General features: G+C 30.1%; 20 protein-coding genes and 1 other annotated feature. Of the genes, 5 read left to right on the top strand and 15 right to left on the bottom strand.

The genetic code is table 11. From position 1 onward, the window contains the following. Positions 1-54: 54 nt before the first annotated feature. The 4 genes from B3040_RS03445 to metG form a co-directional block, all read right to left on the bottom strand. On the bottom strand, positions 55-1,509 hold the full coding sequence (locus B3040_RS03445) for a PH domain-containing protein (protein WP_291570212.1): 1,455 nt from the start codon (positions 1,507-1,509) through the stop codon (positions 55-57). Next, the gene (locus tag B3040_RS03440; protein WP_291570210.1) at positions 1,499-1,990 is read right to left on the bottom strand and encodes a PH domain-containing protein; all 492 of its coding nucleotides are present in this window, start codon (positions 1,988-1,990) and stop codon (positions 1,499-1,501) included. The genes B3040_RS03445 and B3040_RS03440 overlap by 11 nt, the downstream gene beginning before the upstream one ends. Before the next feature lie 14 nt (positions 1,991-2,004). Then, positions 2,005-2,562, bottom strand: coding sequence for an HD domain-containing protein (locus B3040_RS03435; RefSeq protein ID WP_291570208.1), 558 nt, complete (start codon positions 2,560-2,562; stop codon positions 2,005-2,007). A 263-nt stretch (positions 2,563-2,825) separates the two neighbouring features. After that, the gene (gene metG / locus B3040_RS03430; RefSeq protein WP_291570205.1) at positions 2,826-4,451 is read right to left on the bottom strand and encodes a methionine--tRNA ligase; all 1,626 of its coding nucleotides are present in this window, start codon (positions 4,449-4,451) and stop codon (positions 2,826-2,828) included. A 215-nt stretch (positions 4,452-4,666) separates the two neighbouring features. Beyond that, positions 4,667-4,928 (bottom strand) — a binding site (T-box leader). A gap of 216 nt (positions 4,929-5,144) precedes the next feature. Here metG and B3040_RS03425 point away from each other — a divergent pair. The 3 genes from B3040_RS03425 to B3040_RS03415 are packed head-to-tail and all read left to right on the top strand — an operon-like array spanning position 5,145 to position 8,807. Continuing rightward, positions 5,145-6,257: a hypothetical protein gene (locus B3040_RS03425; protein ID WP_291570203.1), complete on the top strand. Its 1,113-nt coding sequence runs from the start codon at positions 5,145-5,147 to the stop codon at positions 6,255-6,257. After that, entirely contained in the window at positions 6,250-7,347 is a 1,098-nt protein-coding gene (gene glf / locus B3040_RS03420) for a UDP-galactopyranose mutase (protein WP_291570200.1), read from the top strand. Before B3040_RS03425 ends, glf begins: the two co-directional genes overlap by 8 nt. Beyond that, the gene (locus B3040_RS03415; RefSeq protein ID WP_291570198.1) at positions 7,347-8,807 is read left to right on the top strand and encodes a flippase; all 1,461 of its coding nucleotides are present in this window, start codon (positions 7,347-7,349) and stop codon (positions 8,805-8,807) included. Before glf ends, B3040_RS03415 begins: the two co-directional genes overlap by 1 nt. Before the next feature lie 46 nt (positions 8,808-8,853). Here the strand turns inward: B3040_RS03415 and B3040_RS03410 are convergent, their stop codons facing one another. Further along, positions 8,854-10,098, bottom strand: a complete 1,245-nt coding sequence (locus tag B3040_RS03410; protein WP_291570196.1) for a dicarboxylate/amino acid:cation symporter — start codon at positions 10,096-10,098, stop codon at positions 8,854-8,856. A 129-nt stretch (positions 10,099-10,227) separates the two neighbouring features. On the opposite strand from B3040_RS03410, the gene B3040_RS03405 reads away from it, so the two are divergent. Beyond that, positions 10,228-11,091 (top strand): AraC family transcriptional regulator, encoded by an 864-nt coding sequence (locus B3040_RS03405; protein ID WP_291570194.1) that lies wholly within the window; start codon positions 10,228-10,230, stop codon positions 11,089-11,091. Between the two features lie 268 nt (positions 11,092-11,359). On the opposite strand, the gene B3040_RS03400 is transcribed toward B3040_RS03405, so the two are convergent. From B3040_RS03400 to B3040_RS03355, 10 genes are all read right to left on the bottom strand, one after another. Continuing rightward, a complete protein-coding gene (locus B3040_RS03400) occupies positions 11,360-12,037 on the bottom strand; it encodes a CPBP family intramembrane glutamic endopeptidase (protein WP_291570193.1) in 678 nt (225 codons plus the stop codon). A gap of 129 nt (positions 12,038-12,166) precedes the next feature. After that, entirely contained in the window at positions 12,167-13,591 is a 1,425-nt protein-coding gene (locus B3040_RS03395) for a sensor histidine kinase (protein WP_291570190.1), read from the bottom strand. A gap of 6 nt (positions 13,592-13,597) precedes the next feature. Beyond that, positions 13,598-14,281 carry a response regulator transcription factor gene (locus B3040_RS03390; RefSeq protein WP_291570187.1) on the bottom strand — a complete coding sequence of 228 codons (684 nt, stop codon included), beginning with the start codon at positions 14,279-14,281 and terminating at the stop codon, positions 13,598-13,600. A gap of 319 nt (positions 14,282-14,600) precedes the next feature. Further along, complete coding sequence (locus tag B3040_RS03385; RefSeq protein WP_291570184.1) at positions 14,601-15,572, bottom strand: Ig-like domain-containing protein; 972 nt, start codon at positions 15,570-15,572, stop codon at positions 14,601-14,603. A 179-nt stretch (positions 15,573-15,751) separates the two neighbouring features. Beyond that, positions 15,752-16,516: an ABC transporter permease gene (locus tag B3040_RS03380; protein ID WP_291570182.1), complete on the bottom strand. Its 765-nt coding sequence runs from the start codon at positions 16,514-16,516 to the stop codon at positions 15,752-15,754. Beyond that, positions 16,513-17,430 (bottom strand): ABC transporter ATP-binding protein, encoded by a 918-nt coding sequence (locus B3040_RS03375; RefSeq protein ID WP_291570180.1) that lies wholly within the window; start codon positions 17,428-17,430, stop codon positions 16,513-16,515. Before B3040_RS03375 ends, B3040_RS03380 begins: the two co-directional genes overlap by 4 nt. Beyond that, entirely contained in the window at positions 17,430-17,630 is a 201-nt protein-coding gene (locus B3040_RS03370) for a PLD nuclease N-terminal domain-containing protein (protein WP_017416352.1), read from the bottom strand. The genes B3040_RS03375 and B3040_RS03370 overlap by 1 nt, the downstream gene beginning before the upstream one ends. Positions 17,631-17,643: 13 nt before the next feature. Further along, the gene (locus B3040_RS03365; RefSeq protein WP_291570177.1) at positions 17,644-18,750 is read right to left on the bottom strand and encodes a helix-turn-helix domain-containing protein; all 1,107 of its coding nucleotides are present in this window, start codon (positions 18,748-18,750) and stop codon (positions 17,644-17,646) included. A 375-nt stretch (positions 18,751-19,125) separates the two neighbouring features. Next, on the bottom strand, positions 19,126-19,950 hold the full coding sequence (locus B3040_RS03360; protein WP_291570175.1) for a DUF2785 domain-containing protein: 825 nt from the start codon (positions 19,948-19,950) through the stop codon (positions 19,126-19,128). A gap of 262 nt (positions 19,951-20,212) precedes the next feature. Continuing rightward, positions 20,213-21,097, bottom strand: a complete 885-nt coding sequence (locus B3040_RS03355; RefSeq protein ID WP_291570173.1) for a LysR family transcriptional regulator — start codon at positions 21,095-21,097, stop codon at positions 20,213-20,215. 111 nt (positions 21,098-21,208) lie between these two features. On the opposite strand from B3040_RS03355, the gene B3040_RS03350 reads away from it, so the two are divergent. Then, entirely contained in the window at positions 21,209-22,402 is a 1,194-nt protein-coding gene (locus B3040_RS03350) for a coenzyme F420-0:L-glutamate ligase (protein WP_291570171.1), read from the top strand. The last annotated feature ends 81 nt before the right edge of the window (positions 22,403-22,483 follow it).

Genomic DNA, 22,483 nt, shown 5'->3' with positions numbered 1-22,483 from the left:
CTACTAAAAACAGCTTTCTTATGATTCCTATAGCAAATGATGTAGAACAGCATACTAAATAATTAAATTTTCATACAAGCTGTCAATAAGCTCTTCCTCCATGTGTCTTACCTTAACTGAATCAGCTAAATTATTTGATTGAATATCCAACTTATAATCACAGACCATAGCTTTTCTCTGAAGTGGATTTTGAATTTTTTCTATAGATTGAATACTACTTTGTCTAATGTAATTTGTAGTTTTATTAAAGCCGCCAGCACTAGTAACAATGATTGTATCAGTTACTCCTAAAGATGTATTCTTATAATTAAGATATCCTGCTATTGCACTTAGTAAAACTATTACTGCTATAACTACTAGCTTAAATTCACTAGGTATAACTTTAATAATAAAATATAAAGGAATTAAAATTATTAGAGGAATTAAGATCCTCATCAACATAAATCTTTTTATACTACTTTTAGGTGGTTTTTCTACCTTATTAGAAAAAATCATCTCTGGCAGCATTTTATCTAGGAATTCTTCTTTAAATTTATTATTTGCTATAGGGTATAGTATGGCTTTCTCATTTTTTTCATCTCCATAACCTATAGTTACAGTCTCTAAGGTGTATATTCCTAACCATTGCTGTAACAAGCCTTGCTTATATTTTAATCCATGTATTTTTTCTATAGGAATAGAATACTCCTTTTTATTTATCAATCCATAACTTATACTAAAATTATTATTCTTCACTATTATAGTGAAGCCATAGAACTTAACTATCTCAAACACAATTGATAGCAAATTTATAATAATATACATGATTAAGAGCAGTCCTATTATCATGAATACAGCCTTAGTTCTATTCTGTAAAACTGTACTATCAATACTAATTGATTCTCCTAAGTCTTTAATTATGGAAGTTTTGGCAAATTTCTCGAAATCATCTGCAAAATTCATTACAGCAAAAAATCCTCCAAAGGCCCAAGCTAGTTTACCTTTTGTAACAGCATACATTACAATTTCCTTTATAGAAATTACTTTTTCCAAGTTTTTTTCATCTTTTTTATCTAGTAAAACTAGTTCACTTTCATTATCTGTTTTACTAGATAATATAGTTTCTCGAAGTTCTTCTGCTAAACTATATTTAAGCTTCATGTTAAATTCTGTTTCTTTCTCAGTAACATTTCCAGTATTTATTTTCACTGTACAAATATTAAAAATTCTATCTACTAAGCTTTTACCAACATCTAATGTATCAATCTTGCTAAAAGGTATCTCTTGCTTAGTACTTCTAAGAAAGCCTGTTTTATAAACTAGCAAATTTTCCTCTATATAAAACTCAGTATTCTTCCACTTTTTTATTGCTTTAATTACTGATCCAATTATGAGTATTCCCATTCCAATATAAACAGCTGCTTTTCTAACGGAAAACATTAATATAAAGAAGATAAATAAATTCTTTAATGAATTAAAAATATCCTGGATTATAACAGTCCAATGGTTTCTACTGGGCTTACTTGTCATTTGCTTCCACCTTTTCCTTAACTTTATCTTTTAAGAACTCACTTATTTCCTCCGCTGTTTTTAGTTCAATATTTGGAATGGTATAACTTCCTCCTGCAGTATAAATCTGAAGGTTAGCTAAATTATATCTTCTATTTATAGGGCCTTCACTTATTTTTATATGTTGAACCCTAACTATTGGTATTACAACTGTTTTAATCCAATATATGCCTTCTGAGAACTCTATTTTATCCTTTGTTATCCTATACTTCCACTGCTTGTACTCTATTGAAGGATACACTATTGTATTTAATATCATAAAAAATATAATAATGCTTACTCCTATAATCATGTATAAGCTTGGGGTTCCACTTAAAAACTCTAGCTTTGTAGTAAGAAAATAGCTTCCTCCTATTAATATGGCTGAAACTATAACTGTTGTTATGGCTCTAGATATAAACCAAGATTTAATTGAATTAACGTGTAATTTACTGTATTCCATGATGCCCTCCTTATCTATTTGAAAATAACTTTAATCATTTCTTTTTTTTGTTTATAGTGCTCTTTACTTTCCTCAGACATTTTATTATAGCTTCTTTCAAGTTTATTTTTGATAAACTCTGTTCCATCTTCAATGCTTAGCTTTCTTTGAACAAAGGCTAAATAAAATAGTGATGGTAGTGTATCATAATGAGAAATAGCATCTGCATCTGCAACACATATTTCTTCTTTGGTAGTTTTTTCTTTTACCACACTTCCTCTATGATTTAATATACATAACTTCACTAGATGAATTTTATCTGGTGGATAGTTATATTCCTTTAGGATTTTTTCTGCCATATCTGCCCCATGAATATGATGATTTTCGTATAGCTTATAATCAGTAATTGAAGCTATATCGTGAAGCCAGGCTGCAATTTCACATACTTCCACATCTGCTTCATATAATTTAGCAAGTTCAATAGCATGTTTAGCTACAATCTCAATATGTTCATAAATTCCAATACTAAAAAAGTTATTTGGACTTTCACATCTTCTTCTTATATCACTTTTTAGCTCCTCAATGATATACATTCTTCCTCACCCATTCCCTATATTTGTTTATATCTTTCCTTTATATTTTCTATGTTTATATTTAATAAATGTTTGTACTTTTCACTTACAATTATATCATATGTATCCAAATACTACCTAATAATTCCCTGTACCTTTGCCTACCCTAATCCATAAATAAAAAAAGAAGTTCTCTGCTAATAAAATAAACTCTTCAAGATGTTTCTATTTTATAGGTTGTATTTTATAATAGAGTACTTCTTCCTCAGTTTAAACTAAATCCATTAATGTGCTAATAACCTTTTTTTCTCTTCTTCAATTAAGCTTTTATCAAGCCTTTGAAATAATATACTGACTTCTCCAATTTCTCTTCCCTTCTCCAGTTCAATTAGATCCCACTGTTTTTCGTGAATTCCTAACCAAGTTTTTATCTTCTCTGAAGATTCCGGCAAGAAAGGTGTTAATAAGTTTGATAAGTTCCCTATTACATAAATACAGTTATAAATTGTGTTTTTGCACCCGTCTATATTACTGTTTATAGTAATCCATGGCGTATTTTCATCAAAGTATTTATTGATACTTCTTATGAATTCAAAGATTTTTTCAAGAGCAAGCTTTAAATTTCCGTTCTCAATATTAGCTCCTACTTCAACATATAGCTCTTGAAGTTCCTTTCTTACTTTACTCTCAACTTCGCCCTTAGGAATCTCATTATTAAGATATTTTTTAGCAAATACTAAAGTCCTATTAACTAAATTTCCATAGGCCCCAAGTAGCTCTCCATTATTGCTATTTATAAATTCTCTCCAAGAAAAGTCTGTATCTCTTCTTTCTGGCCCGTTAATTAAGAAGAAATACCTTAAAGCATCTGTGTTGTAGCGCTCTATAATATCTGGTATCCATACTGCCCAGTTGTTACTTGTAGATATTTTTTTACCTTCTAAGGTCAAGTACTCGCTAGATATTATCCTATCTGGTAACTTTTTATAACCTATTCCATTTATTAATGCTGGTAGAATTATAGAGTGAAAGGGTATATTATCCTTTCCATGGACATAATAAGAAACAGCATCTTCTCTCCAAAACTCTTCATAAGTTACTTTATTCTCTATTGACCACTTTTTACTTAAGGTTAAATAACCTAATACAGCATCAATCCACACATAAACTTTTTTATCTTTAAATCCTTCTATAGGAATATCTATGCCTAGGGATAAGTCCCTTGAAATTGCCCTATCACATAACCCTTCCTTAAGATATCTTTCTGTATTATTAATTGCGTTAACTCTCCAGTTATCCTTTGACTTTTCCAGATTTTCTTCTACTATTTGTTGAAACTTTGATAAAGAAAAGTATAACTGTTTAGTCTCTTTTACTATAGGCTTTTCATTGCATAACTTACAGACTCTTTCAGATAACTGTAGTGGTTCTAAAAGAGTACCACAATTATCACATTGATCTCCTCTAGCTATAGAATTGCATTTTTGACAAATCCCTTCTACATATCTATCAGGTAAGAATTCATTGCAGTGTTCACAATATATCTGCTCCACCTGTTTTTCATAAATTAACCCTTTATTATATAAAGTGATAATTGCTTCTTGAACCTCTCTTTTGTGAAATTCATCATCAGTTCTTCCATAGTAATCATAAGAAAAACTTAGTTTATCAAAACACTCCTTAAACTCTCTGTGGTATTTATCTGCAATAGCCTTTGGTGATACCCCTTCATCTTTTGCTCTTATGGCTATGGGAGTTCCATGACAATCACTTCCAGAAAGGTATAACACCTTATTCCCCTTAGCTCTATGATACCTTGCAATTACATCTCCTGGTAAAAGCGCTGCTATATGTCCTACATGCAATGACCCATTAGCATAAGGCCAAGCTCCTCCTATAAAAATATTCATTTCAATTCCTCCTTTATAATTTTCAATTCATTTCCTAAAGTTAAGTTTCCTACTGCCTAAAACTGTATTTCCTAGGTACAAAATAAGGCTTACTTTTATCTATAATTATTCTAATATCACTGAATAACAGAGGTCTGTTTTAAAATAATGAGGATAATGTAATTATTCCTTGAAAATGTAGTTAAAATAAAAAACTCCCGTCCTAAGAAATTAATCCTAGGAACGAGAGTTAACCTTCGTGTTACCATCCTAATTCATATATATTTCGCAATATATACCTCTTCAAGTACGTCATATATAAATTATATATGATTATACTCTATCACTATAACGGGTGAATCCGTTGCAGCCTTAACTAAAAAATCTCGGTGCACTGCTCCAAGGCCATTTTCACTTTAATATCCTTCGCTTCCTCTCACCATTAGAAACTCTCTGTAAAAGTATTTTTAAAGTTACTTTCCTCTTCTCTGCTTTATACTAATTATACTACTTTGGAACTTACTGTCAATATATTGTGTGAAAATTTAGTATACTTCATTTTCCTGTGATTTGAAGTTTTATACTATTTCTTTGTACTTATTCAATAAAAAGGTATAACCCCATTTCTCATTGTTAATAATAACCAATGGAGCATGAATTTTTGTATTTTCACAAAATATACATTTCAATTAATGATTTAATAGGAGGAAGCTAATGAATAAGTATGTTTTAGAACCCCAAATTTCAAATAAGTTTCATGCAGGTAGTAAGGCTAGAGAGGATGTTAATTACTTCTTGGGAAATAACGGTTTTGAGGTTTTAACCTTTAAGGTAAATGATTCAAAGAAATTTTTAAAAAAGGTTAAGAACTATATGAGGTTTTTTTTGAACTCCAATTCTTTAGTAAATAAGGTTGAGCCAGGCTCCATAGCTTTAGTACAGTATCCTTATCCTCATCGTGCAATGATTCTAAACTCAATTTTTAAAAAGCTTTCAAAGAAAAATGTTAAGGTAGTTGCTTTAGTTCATGATATTGATACCTTGCGATTTGAGAGACCTGAAAAAGAAATTATCAGAGAAATAAATCGGTTAAATTCTTTTCATCATGTTATTTCCCATAACCCCGTGATGACAGAGTGGCTAAAAAATAGAGGTCTGAAAAATAAGGTTTTTAATCTTGAAGTATTCGATTATAGAATGAGTGATCTGGCACCAAATTTTGCAACTGAATTTGCAGAAGAGGTTGCAGTTTACCCTAATACAAATTCAAATAATAGTATTAGGTCCTTAGTTTTTGCTGGAAATCTTTCGATAGACAAATCTAAATTCTTATATAATTTTACTGATGAAATTCTCAAAGACGTAATCTTGAATCTATATGGCATAGAATTTGATGAAAATAAGGTTAACTGTAAGAATTACTCCTATAAGGGTGTTTTCCAGCCTGATGAATTGCCAAGAAAAATGGAAGGAAACTTCGGCCTTATATGGGATGGTGAGGAGCTTAATACCTGCTCAGGACATTTTGGTCAGTATTTGAGATTTAATAACCCTCATAAGTTATCTTTGTACATGGCAGCTGGAATACCTGTGGTTACTTGGAAAAATGCAGCTATAGCAAACTTAGTTTCAAAAAATAAAATTGGTGTTTTGGTAGATAGTTTAGCAGAAATTGCTGATGCCATATCCGAAGTTAGTAATGAACAATACTTAGAAATGAAAGCCAATATATCTGACTTCAATAAAAAGGTAACTAGCGGACATTATATTCAAAACATAGTAAAAAAAATAGAAGAGGATTTTAGCAAGGAGAATGAAAATGTTTAAATATATTGTAGTTGGGGCAGGTTTAAGTGGTGTAACCATAGCAGAAAGAATTGCATCAGAACTTAATGAAGACGTCTTAATAATTGAAAAAAGAAATCATATTGGTGGGAATTGCTATGATTCTTATAATGAAGATGGCATATTAATACATAACTATGGTCCTCATATATTTCACACAAATCACAAAGATGTGTGGGACTATTTAAGTAGTTTCACAAAGTGGTATTACTATCAGCACAGGGTATTAACTTACATTGATGGACAATTAATTCCTATGCCTATAACCACAGAAACAGTAAATAAACTCTACAATGTGAATTTATCAAATTTTGAAGTTGAAGAATTTCTAAAGAAACAAGCTGAACCAATTGCAGAAATTAAAAACTCTGAAGATGTGGTTTTAAGTAAAGCAGGAAAAGAAATATACGAAAAGTTCTTTAAAAATTACACAAAAAAGCAGTGGGATGTATACCCAGATGCTCTAGATAAATCTGTTATCTCTAGAATTCCCGTTAGATATAACAGAGATACACGCTACTTTACTAATCAGTACCAAGGCATGCCTAAGAATGGGTATACTGCTATGGTGCAACAGATGGTAAAGAACCCTAAAATACATATCTTATTAAACACAAATTATAAGGAGGTTATTCATAACTTCAATTATGAAAAACTCATATACACAGGGCCAATAGACTATTTCTTCGATTATAAACATGGAAAGCTTACCTATAGGTCAATTAGGTTCGATTTTGAAACCTTAGATACTTCTTGCTATCAAGAAGCAGCAGTTGTAAACTATCCTAATGACTACGATTTTACTAGAATTACAGAGTTTACAAAAATGACTAATCAAGAAAGTAAAAGAACCACAATTCTAAAAGAATATCCAACTTGGGAAGGAGAGCCTTATTACCCCTACCCAACAAAGGAATGTGCAGAGCAATATAACCTATATAAAGAAGAAGGTAGCAAAGAAAAAAATGTTATCTTTATAGGACGTTTAGCAGAATACAAATACTATGACATGGATGCCACAATTAAGAGAGCCTTAGATACCTTTAATTCAGAATTTATGGGGAAGGTTTAATGAGTAGTATAGCAAAAAACTACACTTATAATGTAATTTATCAAATACTCTCTGTAATAATACCCTTTATCACTGTGCCCTATGTGTCAAGAATATTAGGAGCTGATGGAATCGGAATAAATGCTTATACTGGTTCCATAGTCCAATATTTTGCACTTTTTGGTTCCTTAGGCATAGGTCTCTATGCAGGGAGAACTGTGGCATATAAAAGGGATGATAAGGAAGAGTTATCAAAAGCCTTCTGGAGTATTTTTACTCTCCAATGTGTGCTATGTAGTATTTCCTTTGCTTTGTACATTATATTTACTATATTTTTTGTTGACAAATATAAGTTGATACAATTAATTCAAGCCTTGAATCTATTATCCATTGCTATTGATATAAGCTGGCTATTCGTTGGCATTGAGGATTTTAAAAAGCTAATTATTAGAAGTATCTTCTTTAGAATCTTAGGGGTAATCTGTGTTTTTATATTTATTAGAACCCCTGAAGACTTATGGAAATATATAATCATATCCACCTTATCTGTATTTCTAGGACAAATTGTAATGTGGGCTTATTTGAGAAATATTGTAAACAGAGTAAGAATAACTTTTAAGGATGTAGCTTCTCACTTAAGACCCTCCTTACAGCTATTTATACCTCAAATAGCCATTCAAGTATATTTAGTTGTAAACAAAACCATGCTAGGTGTAATGTCTACCACCCAAGAGGTAGGCTTTTACGAAAGTGCAGACAAGATTATTAAAATATCCCTTGCATCAATTACAGCTATTGGTGGGGTAATGCTTCCTAGGATATCAAATAGCTTTGCAAAAGGTGATAAAGAGAAGATAAATTACTACATTTACACCATATTAAACTTTGTATCCTATTTAGCCATCCCCTTTATGTTTGGTATAATAGGGATTTCTAGAGGCTTTGTAACTTGGTTTTTAGGCAGTGAATTTTCAAAGTGCAGTATTTTACTAATAGTACTTAGTCCAGTAATTATATCTATAGCTTGGAGTAACGTTATGGGAATGCAATACATGATCCCCACAGGAAGAACACAAGAGTTTACTATTTCTGTAGTGATTGGAGCTGTTTTAAACTTAGGTTTAAATTTAGTTTTAATAAAAAGCTTTCAATCCTTAGGAGCAGCTCTGGCAACGGTTTTGGCCGAAATTGCCGTAACAGGAACTCAAATGTATTTTTTAAGAAAGGATATAAATATTTCAAAGTTATATTCAAATATAGGTAAATACTTTATTTCAGGTTTAATAATGTTTATTCCTGTAATACTTATTGGTCATTTTTTTGAGCCCTCTCCAAAAATCACCTTTACACAAATTTCAACGGGTGGAATTGTATATATCCTATGTTTGTTCCTGCTTAAATCAGATATAAATACTTTCATCTTTAGCAAAGTATTTAGTAAATTGTATAAAAAATTTTTAGCTAGGAAAGCTGAAGCCTAAAAAATTTAAGCTATGCTCAAAAGGCATAGCTTAAATAATAAACAATTTACTTTAACCAATTCCTTCCGTCAACCAATCTGGAAACAAGCATTGCACAAACTGTATTTCCTGTTGAATTCAGCACTGTGGCCGGAGCATCTATAATTGTACTAATTACAGCTATGATTGGAAGAGCTTCTGGTGGAAAGCCATAAATACTTATTATAAGCATCTCTCCAATCATTCCACCTCCAGGTATAGCTCCCATTACTGCTCCAACTAAAAATCCTACTGCTAATATTGAAAGTAAAGTTGGAAGGTTATTAAGGTCTTTGCCAAATATACCAAACAAAAATACTACTTTTAGTACTCCTCCAATAACAGATCCATCCTTATGTGTATTTGCCCCTAAAGGTATAACCGTTTCTGCAATATCCTGAGGTACTCCTATTTTTTTAGTTGCTTCAAGATTAACTGGAATAGATGCAGCACTAGAGCAAGTTGCTAATGCTGTTACAGTTGGGGAAAGAGCATTTTTCCAAAAACTCTTAAAGCCCCTTTTTCCTGCTGATAAATAAGAGTATAAGCTAAAGATTCCAAAATAATAAATAAGAGTTAATCCTCCGTATAAAAGAAATACCTTTAAATATCCCTCTAAAATCTGTGTTCCTAATTGCCCTACAACAGAGGCAAAATAGCAGCCTAAACCTATTGGCGCATAGTACATTATTATATCTACCATCTTCATCATTACAACAGTTGATGAGCTTAAAAAGCTCTTTACTACTACTGCTTTTTCTCCTACTAAAGCCGTTGATAATCCAAATATAGTAGAAAAAACAATTAGTTGAAGCATGTTGCTTTTAGAAAGCAATGCTGAAAAATCTCCTACTGTAATTGTTTTTACTAATTGCTGTGATAATGTTATCTTTTCAGTACTGTTACTAACTTGTACATCTGATTGATATAAAAGTGTTTTTATAACTTCGCCCTTTAGTCCTTCAGTTGGATTAAAGATTAATGTTCCTATTATCGCTAATATGCCAGCTATTAAAGCTGTAACCATAAAAACTATTGCAATATTTCCTATTATTTTCCCGAGCCTATTCATATTCCCCATATTAGCTATAGCAGAAGCTACACTAAAGAAAACTAAGGGCACTATTATGGTAAACATTAGGTTTAGAAATATTTGTCCGAAGGGTTCTAGTACTATGGCTTTAGGACCGAGTACAATCCCTATTATCCCGCCAAATAGTATTGATAAAAGTAACATTATGGAAGTCTTATAATTTTTTAATAACCTATTCATATATATCCAACTCCTAAAAAATTCATTTATATTAACTATTATAATAGCTATTAATACAATTTTTATTGTAACTAATGTTTGATTTATTGCATAAAGTGCTATAATTAATATATAGTTTGAGGTGATAATATGAATAATAATATTTCTACTGAAAAGGTAAAAAAAGGATACCTAAACGAAGATTTTCACTTTTTCAACCTAAAAGATCAAAAGAAAAATGAATTTGAAACTCACTACCATGATTTTAATAAAATAATTGTTTTTATTTCTGGGCAGGTTACTTACATAATTGAAGGAAAATCTTATACTCTTAAGCCTTGGGATATTCTTTTAGTGGGAAAAAATGACCTCCATTTACCAATAATAAGTTCTACCACACCCTATGAAAGAATAATATTATGGTTAAATCCCTTGTTTTTAGAAGAACATAATAAGGATAATTGTAACCTTTTGAATTGTTTTCAATTAGCCACTGAAAAAAGACTTAATTTGATTAGATTAAATAGAATGAATATAACTTCACTAAAACAAAATCTTTCTGACCTAGAAGGAGCAATGCAAGATAAGGCTTTTGGTAGTTATATTTTGAAAAATGCATTATTTCTTCAGCTAATGGTGAAAATAAACAGACTATTTCTAGAAACAAATTTTAGTGAACGTATTGAAGATATTAAATACGATCCTAGAATAGAAGATATTTTAAGTTTCATAAATTTAAATCTCCATGAGGATTTATCCATAGATATAATTTCTGAAAAGTTTTATCTAAACAAATATTATTTAATGCATTTATTTAAGCAAGAAACTGGTTACACCTTGCACAGTTATATACAAAAGAAAAGAGTTATACGTGCAGCTGAACTTCTTAAAAGCGGTCTTCAAGCTGGTGAAGTTTGTTCTCTATGTGGCTTTGGAGACTATTCTACCTTTGTAAGGACTTTTAAAAAGGAATTTAATCTATCCCCTAAGCAATATTGTAAATATAATGAGTAAAATTATAAATTAATGGACACCCACTTAAGGGAATATGGCAACAGGAATATTTATTAATTAATATTAATAAAGCCATGTGTATAGAGATGAATAAAATGTCTACTTTATAGGAAACATTTTAAACTAACTCTCAATTTACACATGGCTTTCGTATTATTTATGACCTTTATACACTATATAACTGTCCATTTGCTAATAAAATTGGGTTTTTAAGTATAATTTATAATTAGTTCTCCTAATTAGTTAATTATACTGTTGAGCATTTTCTTTAAAGTATGCCAAACAACATAAACCCCACTGCATTAATTGCAAAATTAGCAAACATATGGACCATCCAGGATGAATACACATTTTCATTTCTTTCGTTCAAAAAGTTAAATATTACTCCACCTGCTATAAGTCCTATGATTACTAACAAGAAAGTACCTATAGAAAACCATCCAATCATCATAGAAACATGATATAAAGCAAAAGCTAAAGAACTTATACTATAGGCAAAAAATCTAGAATTAAACCTTTTTAAAGATAAAAAGGCAAATCCACCAAAAAAGAATTCTTCCAACATGGAATTTATAAAGGATATATATAAAGAAATAAAAACAAAGTTATCTTTGCTTACACCTACATTATTTTCTAATGAAGTTGTTACTTTAGAGAAGTATGCCGCTAGTATTATAATGAATACTCCAATCCCCAATAATAAGGACTTCACAAAGCTCTTCTTCTGGATATAAAACAACTTCTTTAAAGATACTTCCTTATCATAATAAGAGTAAATTACTGGACATGCCAAAAACAAGAAAATCTTAATTAGTGATTTCATTGCATAGCTTGGACTTATGATAGCATCTACAACCCCCATAATGACACAACACACCAAAATAACCGATAGAATTATTGCTAGTTTAGTAGATTTATTTTTCACTGCTAATTCAACAGTTTTCATACTCTTCCCCCATTAAATAAAAAGTGATTCCTACTTTATTATAACATAGGAAGCTATACATAAATTATATGACTTTCCATATAACAATGTGTATTTTATAGATTATTAATTGATTATTTCAAAGTTGCTTTAAGTCCTTAGCATAATTGTTACTTTTACTAAAGCCCCATTTTCTATAACTATTTCACCACCATGTTCTTTAATGATCTCATTGCATAAGTACAATCCAAGTCCTCTACTATCTTTATTATCTACTCCACTAAATTTTACAAAGGGCTCAAATATATTGTTAAAGGTTTCCTCTGGGATAGGGTTACTACTATTTATAATTTCAATAAAATATTTATTTCCTAAAACATAGGAATTAACATAAATTTCTTTTCCCCCATTGGTGTACTTAATTGCATTATCAAGTACATTAATCATTACTTGTCTGATTCTATCCTCCTGAGCTTTAATAGATCCTTCACTTAAGTTTTGTACTAGTTTTAAAGAATACTTACTAGCCTTTATGTTCATATCATTACAGCTCTGCATAATGAGTTTTTTTATATTAACTTCTTTGACTTCCTCTTCTACAACATACAGACCCTTAGATACCTCTATTAATTCAAGAACTAAATTATGAAGTCTTTCACTCTCTGAATAAATTCTTTCAATACCTCTCTTATCAAAGTCTTTATCCTCAACCATACCTGTTAATAATAACTCTGCATATCCTGATATTGCAGTTAAAGGTGTTTTTAACTCATGGGTTACACTATTGAAAAATTCTCTTCTCCCTTTTTCAAGCTTATAAACCTTATCCTTTTCATTTTCAATGGTTTCTATTTGCTCCTTAATTTTATCTCTCATGCTTATAAATTCTCTTGCCAGTATTGCTACTTCATCTTTACCCTGATCATTGATAGAAATAGCATAATTCCCATCTCCAAATTTTTTTATTGCATCTGTTAACTTAGCAATTGGTTTAGTAATCTTAGTTGTCATTAAAAATAGAAATATAAATATTACTGCAAATATGCCACCTTCAATAATATTTATAAAGTTCATAGTACTTTTATAAGTTTTATATTCCAAATCATAGTTTTTTACAATATTTATAATTCCTATATAATTATCATTAATATATAAAGGATAAGTTAATATTGCATTTATTCCACTATCTTTATACTTCAAATTCACAATAGCTTTACCTTCCATGGCCATTTCATTACTAGGTCCTACCACCTTTTTAAATTCCTCATTGAAATTTCCTACCACAAATTCATCCTTCATATTCTTAATATCTAAACTACATTGATAGTTTAAGGATATATATTTTACAATATAGCTACCTTCTTCAACTAAGGCCTCTTCCTTATCCCTTGAACTGCTGGTTAATAGCTTATACTTTATATATTCATGAGTACTGCTCATTACTTGCTTTAATGAGTTGTTTATACTGCTTTCCATATTTTTATTTAATATATTTGTTATTGCAACATTCATTACTACCACGGAAATTATTAGTATAAAAACTAGCCCAATTATAAACTTATTTCTTATTTTCATTAAAAACTACCTCATCACATATCCTGTTCCAAAAACAGTATCTATAATGGATGCCCCCTCTTCCTTATCAAGTTTACTTCTTAATCTTCTAACATGAACATCTACTGTTCTAATCTCTCCATCATAGTCATATCCCCAAACCTTATCTAACAGGTCTTCTCTAGAAAAAACTCTATTCCTATTGTTAACTAAAAACTCTAACAAATCATATTCCTTTGGTTTCAATTTTACTTCTTCACCATCTTTAATTACAATTCTGCCTTCAAGATTAATTTTCACAAACTTATTAATTTCTATAAACAATTGTTCTGAATGCTCTTTATACTTATTAACTCGCCTTATTGCAACCTTTACTCTAGTTAATACCTCTTTTATATGGAATGGCTTAGTAATGTAATCATCAGCACCTAGTTCTAAGCCTAAAACTTTGTCTACAATATCATTTCGTGCAGTTAACATAATTACTGGAATAGAATGTTTATCATTTATATATCTGCATACTTCGAAGCCATTATCATCTGGCAAATTAATGTCCAGTAATACTAAGTCTGGTTTAAACAAATCTAAAGCATTTCTTGCAGCTTTCGCTAAGAAAACTCCTTTAACTGTGTACCCATCTGCTCTTAATGCAGAAACTAAAATATCATTTATTGATACTTCATCCTCAACTACTAAAACTTTAAGACCCATGATAAACTCCCCTTACTATAGTTTTAATACTTTAAATCTAATATATAGGTTTCTAAGTTTGAAATTTATTACATTTTTCTTCAAACCCTTTAATTAAGTACCTTGAATATTTCTCTTATACTAAGTTTTCCTTAATAGTTTTCAAGGGTGTTCAATGAATTTAAAACTTCAAACACCCTGAAATTTTATTACCTATATAATTAATATTTTTGTTTATAACATTTAGAATAGAATTGGGGATTTTCTCATAAATAGTTTTCTAATAAATTCTTATGATACAATTCAAACTACCAGAAATAATTTAGAGCTATTTAAACATCTATGGTACATATTGTTCTTCAATTTTAACTACTACATTATTCTCTAAATAAAAATGACAAAGCAACCTTAAATCACCCTTTTGATTCTTTAACTCTTCAAAATTTACTGGCTTTTGAACTAAGGTCTCTAGATTATATCTATACCCACAGAGAGATATTTTAGCGTCTTGTGCTACCTGTAAACTTTTCAAAGCTTTATTATTATTTCTAATATAATAAACTCCCTCAGAGGCTATAACACCATCTTTTGCAGCTTCTCTATCAGCAATATTATTATCTTTTTCATTAAAATAAAACTCTATTTCATCCATAGTTATATATCTTTTTTCACCTTCTTCGTACACTTTTGTTATATATCCTGTTTTCTTCTCCCTTCTAGTTTCTAAGATTTCAAGATATAATTCAACAGCTCTATCATATTGCTCTATTCGCCCTTCATACTTCACTTCCCCCACTTTACTTGCATCTACAGTGGTATTATTCCAAACAACCTCAACTTCCTTTTCAGCATTATTAATTTTTGCTTTAATTTTAGTTGGCAAGGTATATTCTTTGTTTTTATATAAACTTACCTCTAGTTTAGTTGGTTCGAATTTCAATTTTAACTCGTTAAGAAGCACTTTCATATTCTCAGTGTCTACATTATTACTTATAGCTAACTTAATAATATAATAAGCATCATCTAGTCTTTCCTTTTCTAGATACTTATTTTTTATTTCTATATAAGCTCCCTTATTTGCTTTATCCATGGAAATGGCTTTTTCAAAAGTACTTTTAGCATCATCATATTTTCCTTCATTTAAAAAGTTTGCTCCATCAATAATTATCTTTTTTATTTCATCTTCTTGCATCGCTGTTTCTTGTTTTACATCATTTGTTAGTACCGTTGTCTTTTCTTTATTTCTGCAACCTACTAAACTTAACATAACTATTAAAGCTAAGATTATTAATAGTATTGATGTTTCTCTCATAAATTATCGCTCCTTATATTTGGTATATCTAAATACTAACATGATGTTTTTTCCAACATTAGTTAAATTGTTTCCATATTATTTCCACCATGAAATTTTATTTTCTTATAAAAAATTTTTTTCTTATACAGAAAAAAAATAGTAACTAACCTAAATGGTTAGCTACTATTTCAATTACTTTATAGTGGATTTTTCTTAAATATTTTCAAAGCCCCAATTATAGATAGTGCTATTACTACAATGGTAACTATTATTGTAATATTCATGTACCCTATATCAACTTTATTATTTAACAAATCCATATACTTTGAAGTTAGAGTATAGGGATTAAACTTTGCAACTTTTGGGAACAAATCTCCTAGCATTAATACTCCGTAGATAATAAAAGTCACTATTAGTCCCCCATAGTTTCCCTTGGCTATTGTACTACTAAAAATAATTGTACTAATTAGAAAAACACCAAAGAGCCATAAACAGAAAAGAGACAATGTTAAATTATTAACTGAGTGCTCTCCAAACAAATAGAAGGTATATAGAAAATTAGTGCCTATAGAAATTAAATATCCTATTGTCCAAATAAGAGCAGCTGTAGTAAACTTGGAAAGTATTATAACACTACGAGATACCCCCTTAGACACCATATTCACTAGGGTTCCCCTTGTTAATTCTCCAGATAATAAACCACTAAATATAAGGATTAAAGCAATAAATCCCATTTGACTGATGTTTTTAAAAAATTGAACATAGGCATCTAAAAAAGTTGGCTCTGGGATTTTAATTTCCATCCCTTGAAAATCCATAGAGCCTATAATATCTGGCATTATTTTTGCAAATAAGGGACTCATCATTCCTAAAATAAATAACAAGGCTAAAAGTATAAATAATTTATAGGTTCTTATTTGCTCCATGAACTCTTTTTTTGCAAAAGCTATATAGCTCTTCATTTTACCACCTCCAAAAATAATTTTTCTAAGGATGGTTCTAGAATTTCGTACTTTCTTATTGATATATTATTTTCTGCAAATACTTTTATTATATCTTTGCTAACTTCCTCCATATTCTTTACTTGAAGTTTAACTTCTTTTCCCTCAACAACAACCTCAGTAATATCCTTTATGGACTTTAGCTTTTCTTCTAATATTAACCCTTTATCTTTATCCTGTAGCTCAATAACTATACTATCAGTCTTAAACTTGCTTTTTATTTCCTGTAGGTTTCCATACATTACTATCTTTCCATCATTTAACAATCCTACAGTATCACATATTTTTTCCACATCTGAAAGTATATGTGTAGAAAAAATTATAGTTGTTTTATTTTTTACCTTGTACAAAATATCTAGTATTTCTTTTCTTCCAATAGGATCTAAGGCTGAAGTTGGCTCATCACATATCAGTAGTTTTGGTTCATTGAGTAGAGCTTGAGCAATACCTAACCTTTGCTTCATTCCTCTTGAAAAACCAGATATTTTTCTATTAATCCCTTCTAACCCTACTAAAGTTAGTAGTTCTTCACTTTTTACTTTAATATCCTTTTTCCTCATACCTGTAACTTCACCACAAAGCTTCAAATATTCCTTCGGTGTCATGTACCCGTAGTATTCAGGAACATCAGGAAGATAACCAATATATTTATTTGTGCTTGTATTACCATAGACAACTTTTTCACCACATACATATATTTCACCTTTTGTGGCTTCAAGAAATCCAAGAATCATTTTCATTGTAGTTGTTTTGCCTGCTCCATTTTTTCCAATAAAGCCGAAAATTGAATTTTCCTTCACTGAAAAACTTAAATCTTCTATAACATTAAGCCCTTTAAAGCTTTTAAAAAGGTTATTTACCTTTAAAACTTCCATCACTCATCACTCCTGCCAATGGTGAAATAAAGAATTGGACCTATGATTTGAAATACCACTGAAACTATTATCCATAATACTTTATTTCCAATCTTAAATTTATCATGTTTTATAATGTGGACTACTGCTGAAATCATTAAAGCAAACTCAATTATAATAATTGGTATTAAAAATGGTATATACTCTCTAATACTTTCCATAACATTTTCACTCCTATACTTCTTTTAATCTTTTAATTAATTCAATGAACCTATCTTCTTTTTCTAAAGCATTAAACATAGGGTTATTTATGACACTTGACTTAATGTCTTCCTTTATAACCTTATCACTTCTTGGTGCCGCCCCACCTAAATCTATTCTTTCAAATAAGTGTTCTATAGAGTCAAATAGTTCATTCCTTCCTAACTTAATTGGAAAGAAATTCTCCCTCTTTGCCGTCTTTACATACTCTTCTAACATACTTATTGCTTCTTGTCTTTCCCCCTGCATAACATGGATATAAGCTGTAATATAGTAAATTGATAGTAGCGTTGAAGGATTTACCTCTTTAACTTTAAATATATTAGCCAATTCTATGGCAGTTTCACTCCAAAGTTTTACCTTTTGCTTATCATTACCATATAACCTTATTAGACTTGGTACAGATCCTAATATGCCTAAAAGGGATATATAAATATATTCTTGAAGAATACTTATGGATTTATTTACTTCACCTTTCATTTCATAGGCATTTGCAAGTAAAACCTCAGAACTTAAATACAATTCCGTAATGCTTTCTAAATCCAATATTGCACTATCAACTTCATTTCTCATTAATAGACAAGTTGCCTTTATATAAGTTGCCTGCCTACTTAAGCTAGAATCCTGACTATTTTTTATTACTCTTTGCAGTATGCTCTCAGCCTGTTTATATATCTCACTACATGCCTCCTTATCTCCTGCTATACTTCCATGGTTAACTAGGAGTAATGCTATATGAAATTGAAGTCTCCAACAGGAATAATACTTTTTAATATACTCCATACATTCTTCATAAACTTCCTGAAAAGGTTTTTTGCCGAAATCATCTGATAATCTTACATATAAAGCCTTTATTTTTTCTTTTGATAATTGAGGATGATATCCTAGTAATTCATCCACACTTACATCAAAATAGGTTGCAATTATTGGTAGTAACGTTATATCAGGATAGCTTTGATTTGACTCCCACTTAGATACTGCAGCCTTTGATACTCCAATAAAATTCGCTAATTCTTCTTGAGTTATTCCTTTTTCTTTTCTTTTAATTGCTATATTAATTCCAACATTTATTTCTGCCATGACTATCCCTCCCTATACTTTAATTTTAGCCCTCACACCTATTACTTACAATGGAGCCAAAGTAGATTATATCAAAAAAAATAAACCATTGGTTAACTATTTCCACCCTAAACTTGTCTAGAAGGCAATAATAGCTGGGAATTTATTCTTCCAAAATATCGTTGAATTAACTATATATGAACAAATGCGTGTGTTTACACCCTCTTTTAAATAGCTAGCCATTACTTACACTTTTTACATACATTCTGAAACCCAGCAATTTCAAGGCATTCCAGGCGCTTTTTTAACGCATAAAAAAGTTGAATTAACTATATAATAAAAAACTACCCCCATATCCTGAGTAGTAGTTTTAAGCTTATTATATATAAGTTATTTCTATAAATTATTTAACAGGCCCTTTATTTCTTCAATTATAGCCTCTGCACCTTCCACATTTAACAATCTAAAGTATAAACTTCTTAAGAAATGCTTTATATTTACCTTTAAGTGATAATATTCAACAGTTCTATTACTAGGATTTTCAATTTTAAAATCCTTTAACCAAGAAATGATTTTTAAGGAATTTAAATTCTTCGCCTTAATACAGTTCTCCACCACTGTAACCATTCTTTCATCCTCTTCATCTATATAAACATAATTCCCTACACATACTTTAGCCTTTATGGAATTTAATATGTCCATAAAATCAATGTCATTAAAACAATCGCACTGAATTAACTCATCTAATGCATCTGCTGTATGGGCAGCTGAGTGTGCCCACCCATGTTCCTTCACATATCCTCTAAGGTCCTTTTCCATAAGCATATATTCTACAACAATATTCTTTACTTTATATAGAGTCTCCTCACATAAGAATTTGTCACTTCTATGCTTATATAAAATAAGTGCAACTATCAAAACGGAAAAAGCTCTTTTAAAAACCTGATGATCTTCTTCGCCATTTATCTCATGATGAAGATTTAAATTTTCCAAACTAATATTTAATAAATCCTTAAGTTGTTCTACAGTAAACCTTCCATCTACAATCCAATGATAAAAGGTTGTATAAATTAACTTATCTCTAAGTTCTGGATCTAACACCCCAATACTCTCCATCATTTCTAAGGCTACTTCATAATAAGCTTCTCCACCTTCTAGTAAATAGTTATTTTCTTTAACTTTAATTAACTTTTCTTTTAACATATTTTCCCCATACTCCATTTATATTCCCCCACTTTTTTACTATTCTCTTTTATTATAACCTTTAACTAAACCCTTTTGAAAAATTATTACTAAAATTGCTAATAATTTTTGTGCCTCATAGCTATAAATACTTCACTAAGAGTCTTTCTCCCCGAAATATTATCTTATAATAAATTCATTCTAGTTTATTTTCAAAATATGATTTGTGTTTTTATCATATGAGGTCTAAAGCTTAAATTATTAGGTTTATTACTTTTATAACCCCCACTCTAATGCATTCTTATTTCTCATCCATTATTTCAATAAACTTTTTAGCTGCTTGAGAAGGTGATACACTTTTTAGATAGCAAATGCCGATACTTCTTCTTGGTATCTTTTCTATTGTTTTCACTTCATATAAAGTTCCATCCTCTAAATACCTTTGAGAAAACTCCTTAATAACACAGGCTATTCCAAGGTTTATTTTTGCAAATTCTAACAGTAAATCATGAGCGCCTAACTCAATCTCAGGAATAATTCTAACATTTTTAGAGGCGAAATATTTTTCTACATATTTTCTAGAATTGGATTTAGGCTCCAATAATATTAATGGTAGTTTAGATAATTCCTCAAAGGTTAGTGGTTTAGAAATTATGTCTTTAAATTTACTGCCACAAACAAAGATATCTTGAATATCTTTACAAGGTACTTTTTCCAGAGATGAGTCTTTAATAGGAAAGTTGCATATTCCCAAATCAACTTCTCCAGATTTTAACATATCACAAATTTCTAGAGTTGTTCGATTTATAATTTGAAGCTTAATATTAGGATATTTATCGTGAAACTCTTCTAAATAAGATAGCAAAAAATATCTTGAATTTGTATCTCCCACTCCAAGTTTTAGTTCCCCTGCCATTAAGTTTTTACATTCTAATAGCTTTGTTTCTCCTACGTTGATTAAATTTATAGCAGAACTTATATATTCAAATAAAAGTTGTCCTTCATTAGTTACCACAACACCCTTTGGTGTTCTTGTAAAAAGCCTTGTGTCAAGTTCTTCTTCTAACTGCATGATAGATTGACTCACAGCTGGTTGGGTCATATAAAGCTCCTTTGCTGCCTTTGAAAAACTTTTACACTTGCAAACTTCACTAAACACTTTATATAAATCTAATTTAGTTATCATATAAGCCCTCCTTATATGTAGTATTACATATATTTATTTTACTTATATCATAGACATACTGTATATTACAAGTATGGGATATATTTTATTTAAAAATGAGGAGATGTTAATTTGGAAAGAGTAGTTGGAACTGTAGTTAGAGGCCTTCGTTGCCCAATTATTAATGAAGGGGATAATATCTGTGAAATAGTTGTAGACAGCGTTTTAAACGCCTCTAGTATAGAAGGATTCTCTATTAGTGATAAGGATATTATTGCCGTAACTGAATCTGTTGTAGCACGAGCTCAAGGAAATTATGCAACTATTAACCATATTGCTAAAGATATAGAAGATAAATTTCAAGGAGATACCCTAGGGGTAATATTTCCGATTTTAAGCCGTAATCGTTTTGCTATTTGCCTTCGTGGTATTGCAAAGGGAGCTAAAAAGAAAATCGTTTTGATGCTTAGCTATCCTTCTGATGAGGTTGGTAATCATTTAGTTGATGTAGATTTATTAGATGAGAAGGGTATTAACCCTTGGACAGATGTGTTAACTGAAGAACAATTCTATGACTATTTTGGTAAAATAGAGCATACCTTCACAGGAGTTAATTATATAGAATATTATAAGTCTTTAGTTGAAGAATATGGTATCCAATGTGAAGTTATCTTCTCAAATAATCCAAAAACTATTCTAAACTATACTAAAGATGTGCTGACTTGTGATATTCATACTAGATTTAGAACTAAAAGGATTTTAAAGGCTAACGGTGGTAACAAAATATATAGTCTTGATGATATTTTATCAACTTCAATTGATGGTAGTGGTTGTAATGAAGCTTATGGCCTTTTAGGTTCAAATAAGTCAACCGAAAACACTGTTAAGCTTTTCCCTAGAAATTGTCAACCTATAGTTGATAACATACAAGCTAAAATTAAAGAAACTACTGGTAAAACTGTGGAAGTTATGATTTACGGTGATGGTGCCTTTAAAGATCCAGTAGGTAAAATTTGGGAATTAGCTGATCCAGTGATATCACCAGCCTATACTTCTGGTCTTGAGGGTACCCCTAATGAAGTTAAATTAAAATACCTTGCTGACAACAACTTTGCTGATTTAAGAGGAGATGAACTTAAAAAAGCTATTTCTGAATATATCAAAAATAAAGATTCTAACCTAGTAGGTTCTATGGTATCTCAAGGAACCACTCCAAGAAGACTTACAGATCTCATTGGCTCTCTAGCTGACTTGACTTCTGGAAGTGGTGATAAAGGGACTCCAATTATATACATTCAAGGTTATTTTGATAACTATACAAAATAAACCAATAACTTATGCATTTTCATAATTATTTTCTATATAAAAGAGTTATATCAAGTGGTTAATCACTTATATAACTCTTTT

The sequence above is a fragment of the Clostridium sp. UBA4548 genome (assembly GCF_002387895.1).
Taxonomy (GTDB): Bacteria; Bacillota; Clostridia; order Clostridiales; family Clostridiaceae; genus Clostridium_J.
The sequence above is the reverse complement of the archived record's forward strand: the minus strand, read 5'-3'. Positions and strand labels throughout refer to the sequence as shown.

Bases quoted from the DNA above. Each gene is read 5' to 3' on its own strand.
- B3040_RS03445 (WP_291570212.1), bottom strand. From the start codon at position 1,509: ATGACAAGTAAGCCCAGTAGAAACCATTGGACTGTTATAATCCAGGAT.
- B3040_RS03440 (WP_291570210.1), bottom strand. From the start codon at position 1,990: ATGGAATACAGTAAATTACACGTTAATTCAATTAAATCTTGGTTTATA.
- B3040_RS03435 (WP_291570208.1), bottom strand. From the start codon at position 2,562: ATGTATATCATTGAGGAGCTAAAAAGTGATATAAGAAGAAGATGTGAA.
- metG (WP_291570205.1), bottom strand. From the start codon at position 4,451: ATGAATATTTTTATAGGAGGAGCTTGGCCTTATGCTAATGGGTCATTG.
- B3040_RS03425 (WP_291570203.1), top strand. From the start codon at position 5,145: ATGAATAAGTATGTTTTAGAACCCCAAATTTCAAATAAGTTTCATGCA.
- glf (WP_291570200.1), top strand. From the start codon at position 6,250: ATGTTTAAATATATTGTAGTTGGGGCAGGTTTAAGTGGTGTAACCATA.
- B3040_RS03415 (WP_291570198.1), top strand. From the start codon at position 7,347: ATGAGTAGTATAGCAAAAAACTACACTTATAATGTAATTTATCAAATA.
- B3040_RS03410 (WP_291570196.1), bottom strand. From the start codon at position 10,098: ATGAATAGGTTATTAAAAAATTATAAGACTTCCATAATGTTACTTTTA.
- B3040_RS03405 (WP_291570194.1), top strand. From the start codon at position 10,228: ATGAATAATAATATTTCTACTGAAAAGGTAAAAAAAGGATACCTAAAC.
- B3040_RS03400 (WP_291570193.1), bottom strand. From the start codon at position 12,037: ATGAAAACTGTTGAATTAGCAGTGAAAAATAAATCTACTAAACTAGCA.
- B3040_RS03395 (WP_291570190.1), bottom strand. From the start codon at position 13,591: ATGAAAATAAGAAATAAGTTTATAATTGGGCTAGTTTTTATACTAATA.
- B3040_RS03390 (WP_291570187.1), bottom strand. From the start codon at position 14,281: ATGGGTCTTAAAGTTTTAGTAGTTGAGGATGAAGTATCAATAAATGAT.
- B3040_RS03385 (WP_291570184.1), bottom strand. From the start codon at position 15,572: ATGAGAGAAACATCAATACTATTAATAATCTTAGCTTTAATAGTTATG.
- B3040_RS03380 (WP_291570182.1), bottom strand. From the start codon at position 16,516: ATGAAGAGCTATATAGCTTTTGCAAAAAAAGAGTTCATGGAGCAAATA.
- B3040_RS03375 (WP_291570180.1), bottom strand. From the start codon at position 17,430: ATGGAAGTTTTAAAGGTAAATAACCTTTTTAAAAGCTTTAAAGGGCTT.
- B3040_RS03370 (WP_017416352.1), bottom strand. From the start codon at position 17,630: ATGGAAAGTATTAGAGAGTATATACCATTTTTAATACCAATTATTATA.
- B3040_RS03365 (WP_291570177.1), bottom strand. From the start codon at position 18,750: ATGGCAGAAATAAATGTTGGAATTAATATAGCAATTAAAAGAAAAGAA.
- B3040_RS03360 (WP_291570175.1), bottom strand. From the start codon at position 19,950: ATGGAGTATGGGGAAAATATGTTAAAAGAAAAGTTAATTAAAGTTAAA.
- B3040_RS03355 (WP_291570173.1), bottom strand. From the start codon at position 21,097: ATGATAACTAAATTAGATTTATATAAAGTGTTTAGTGAAGTTTGCAAG.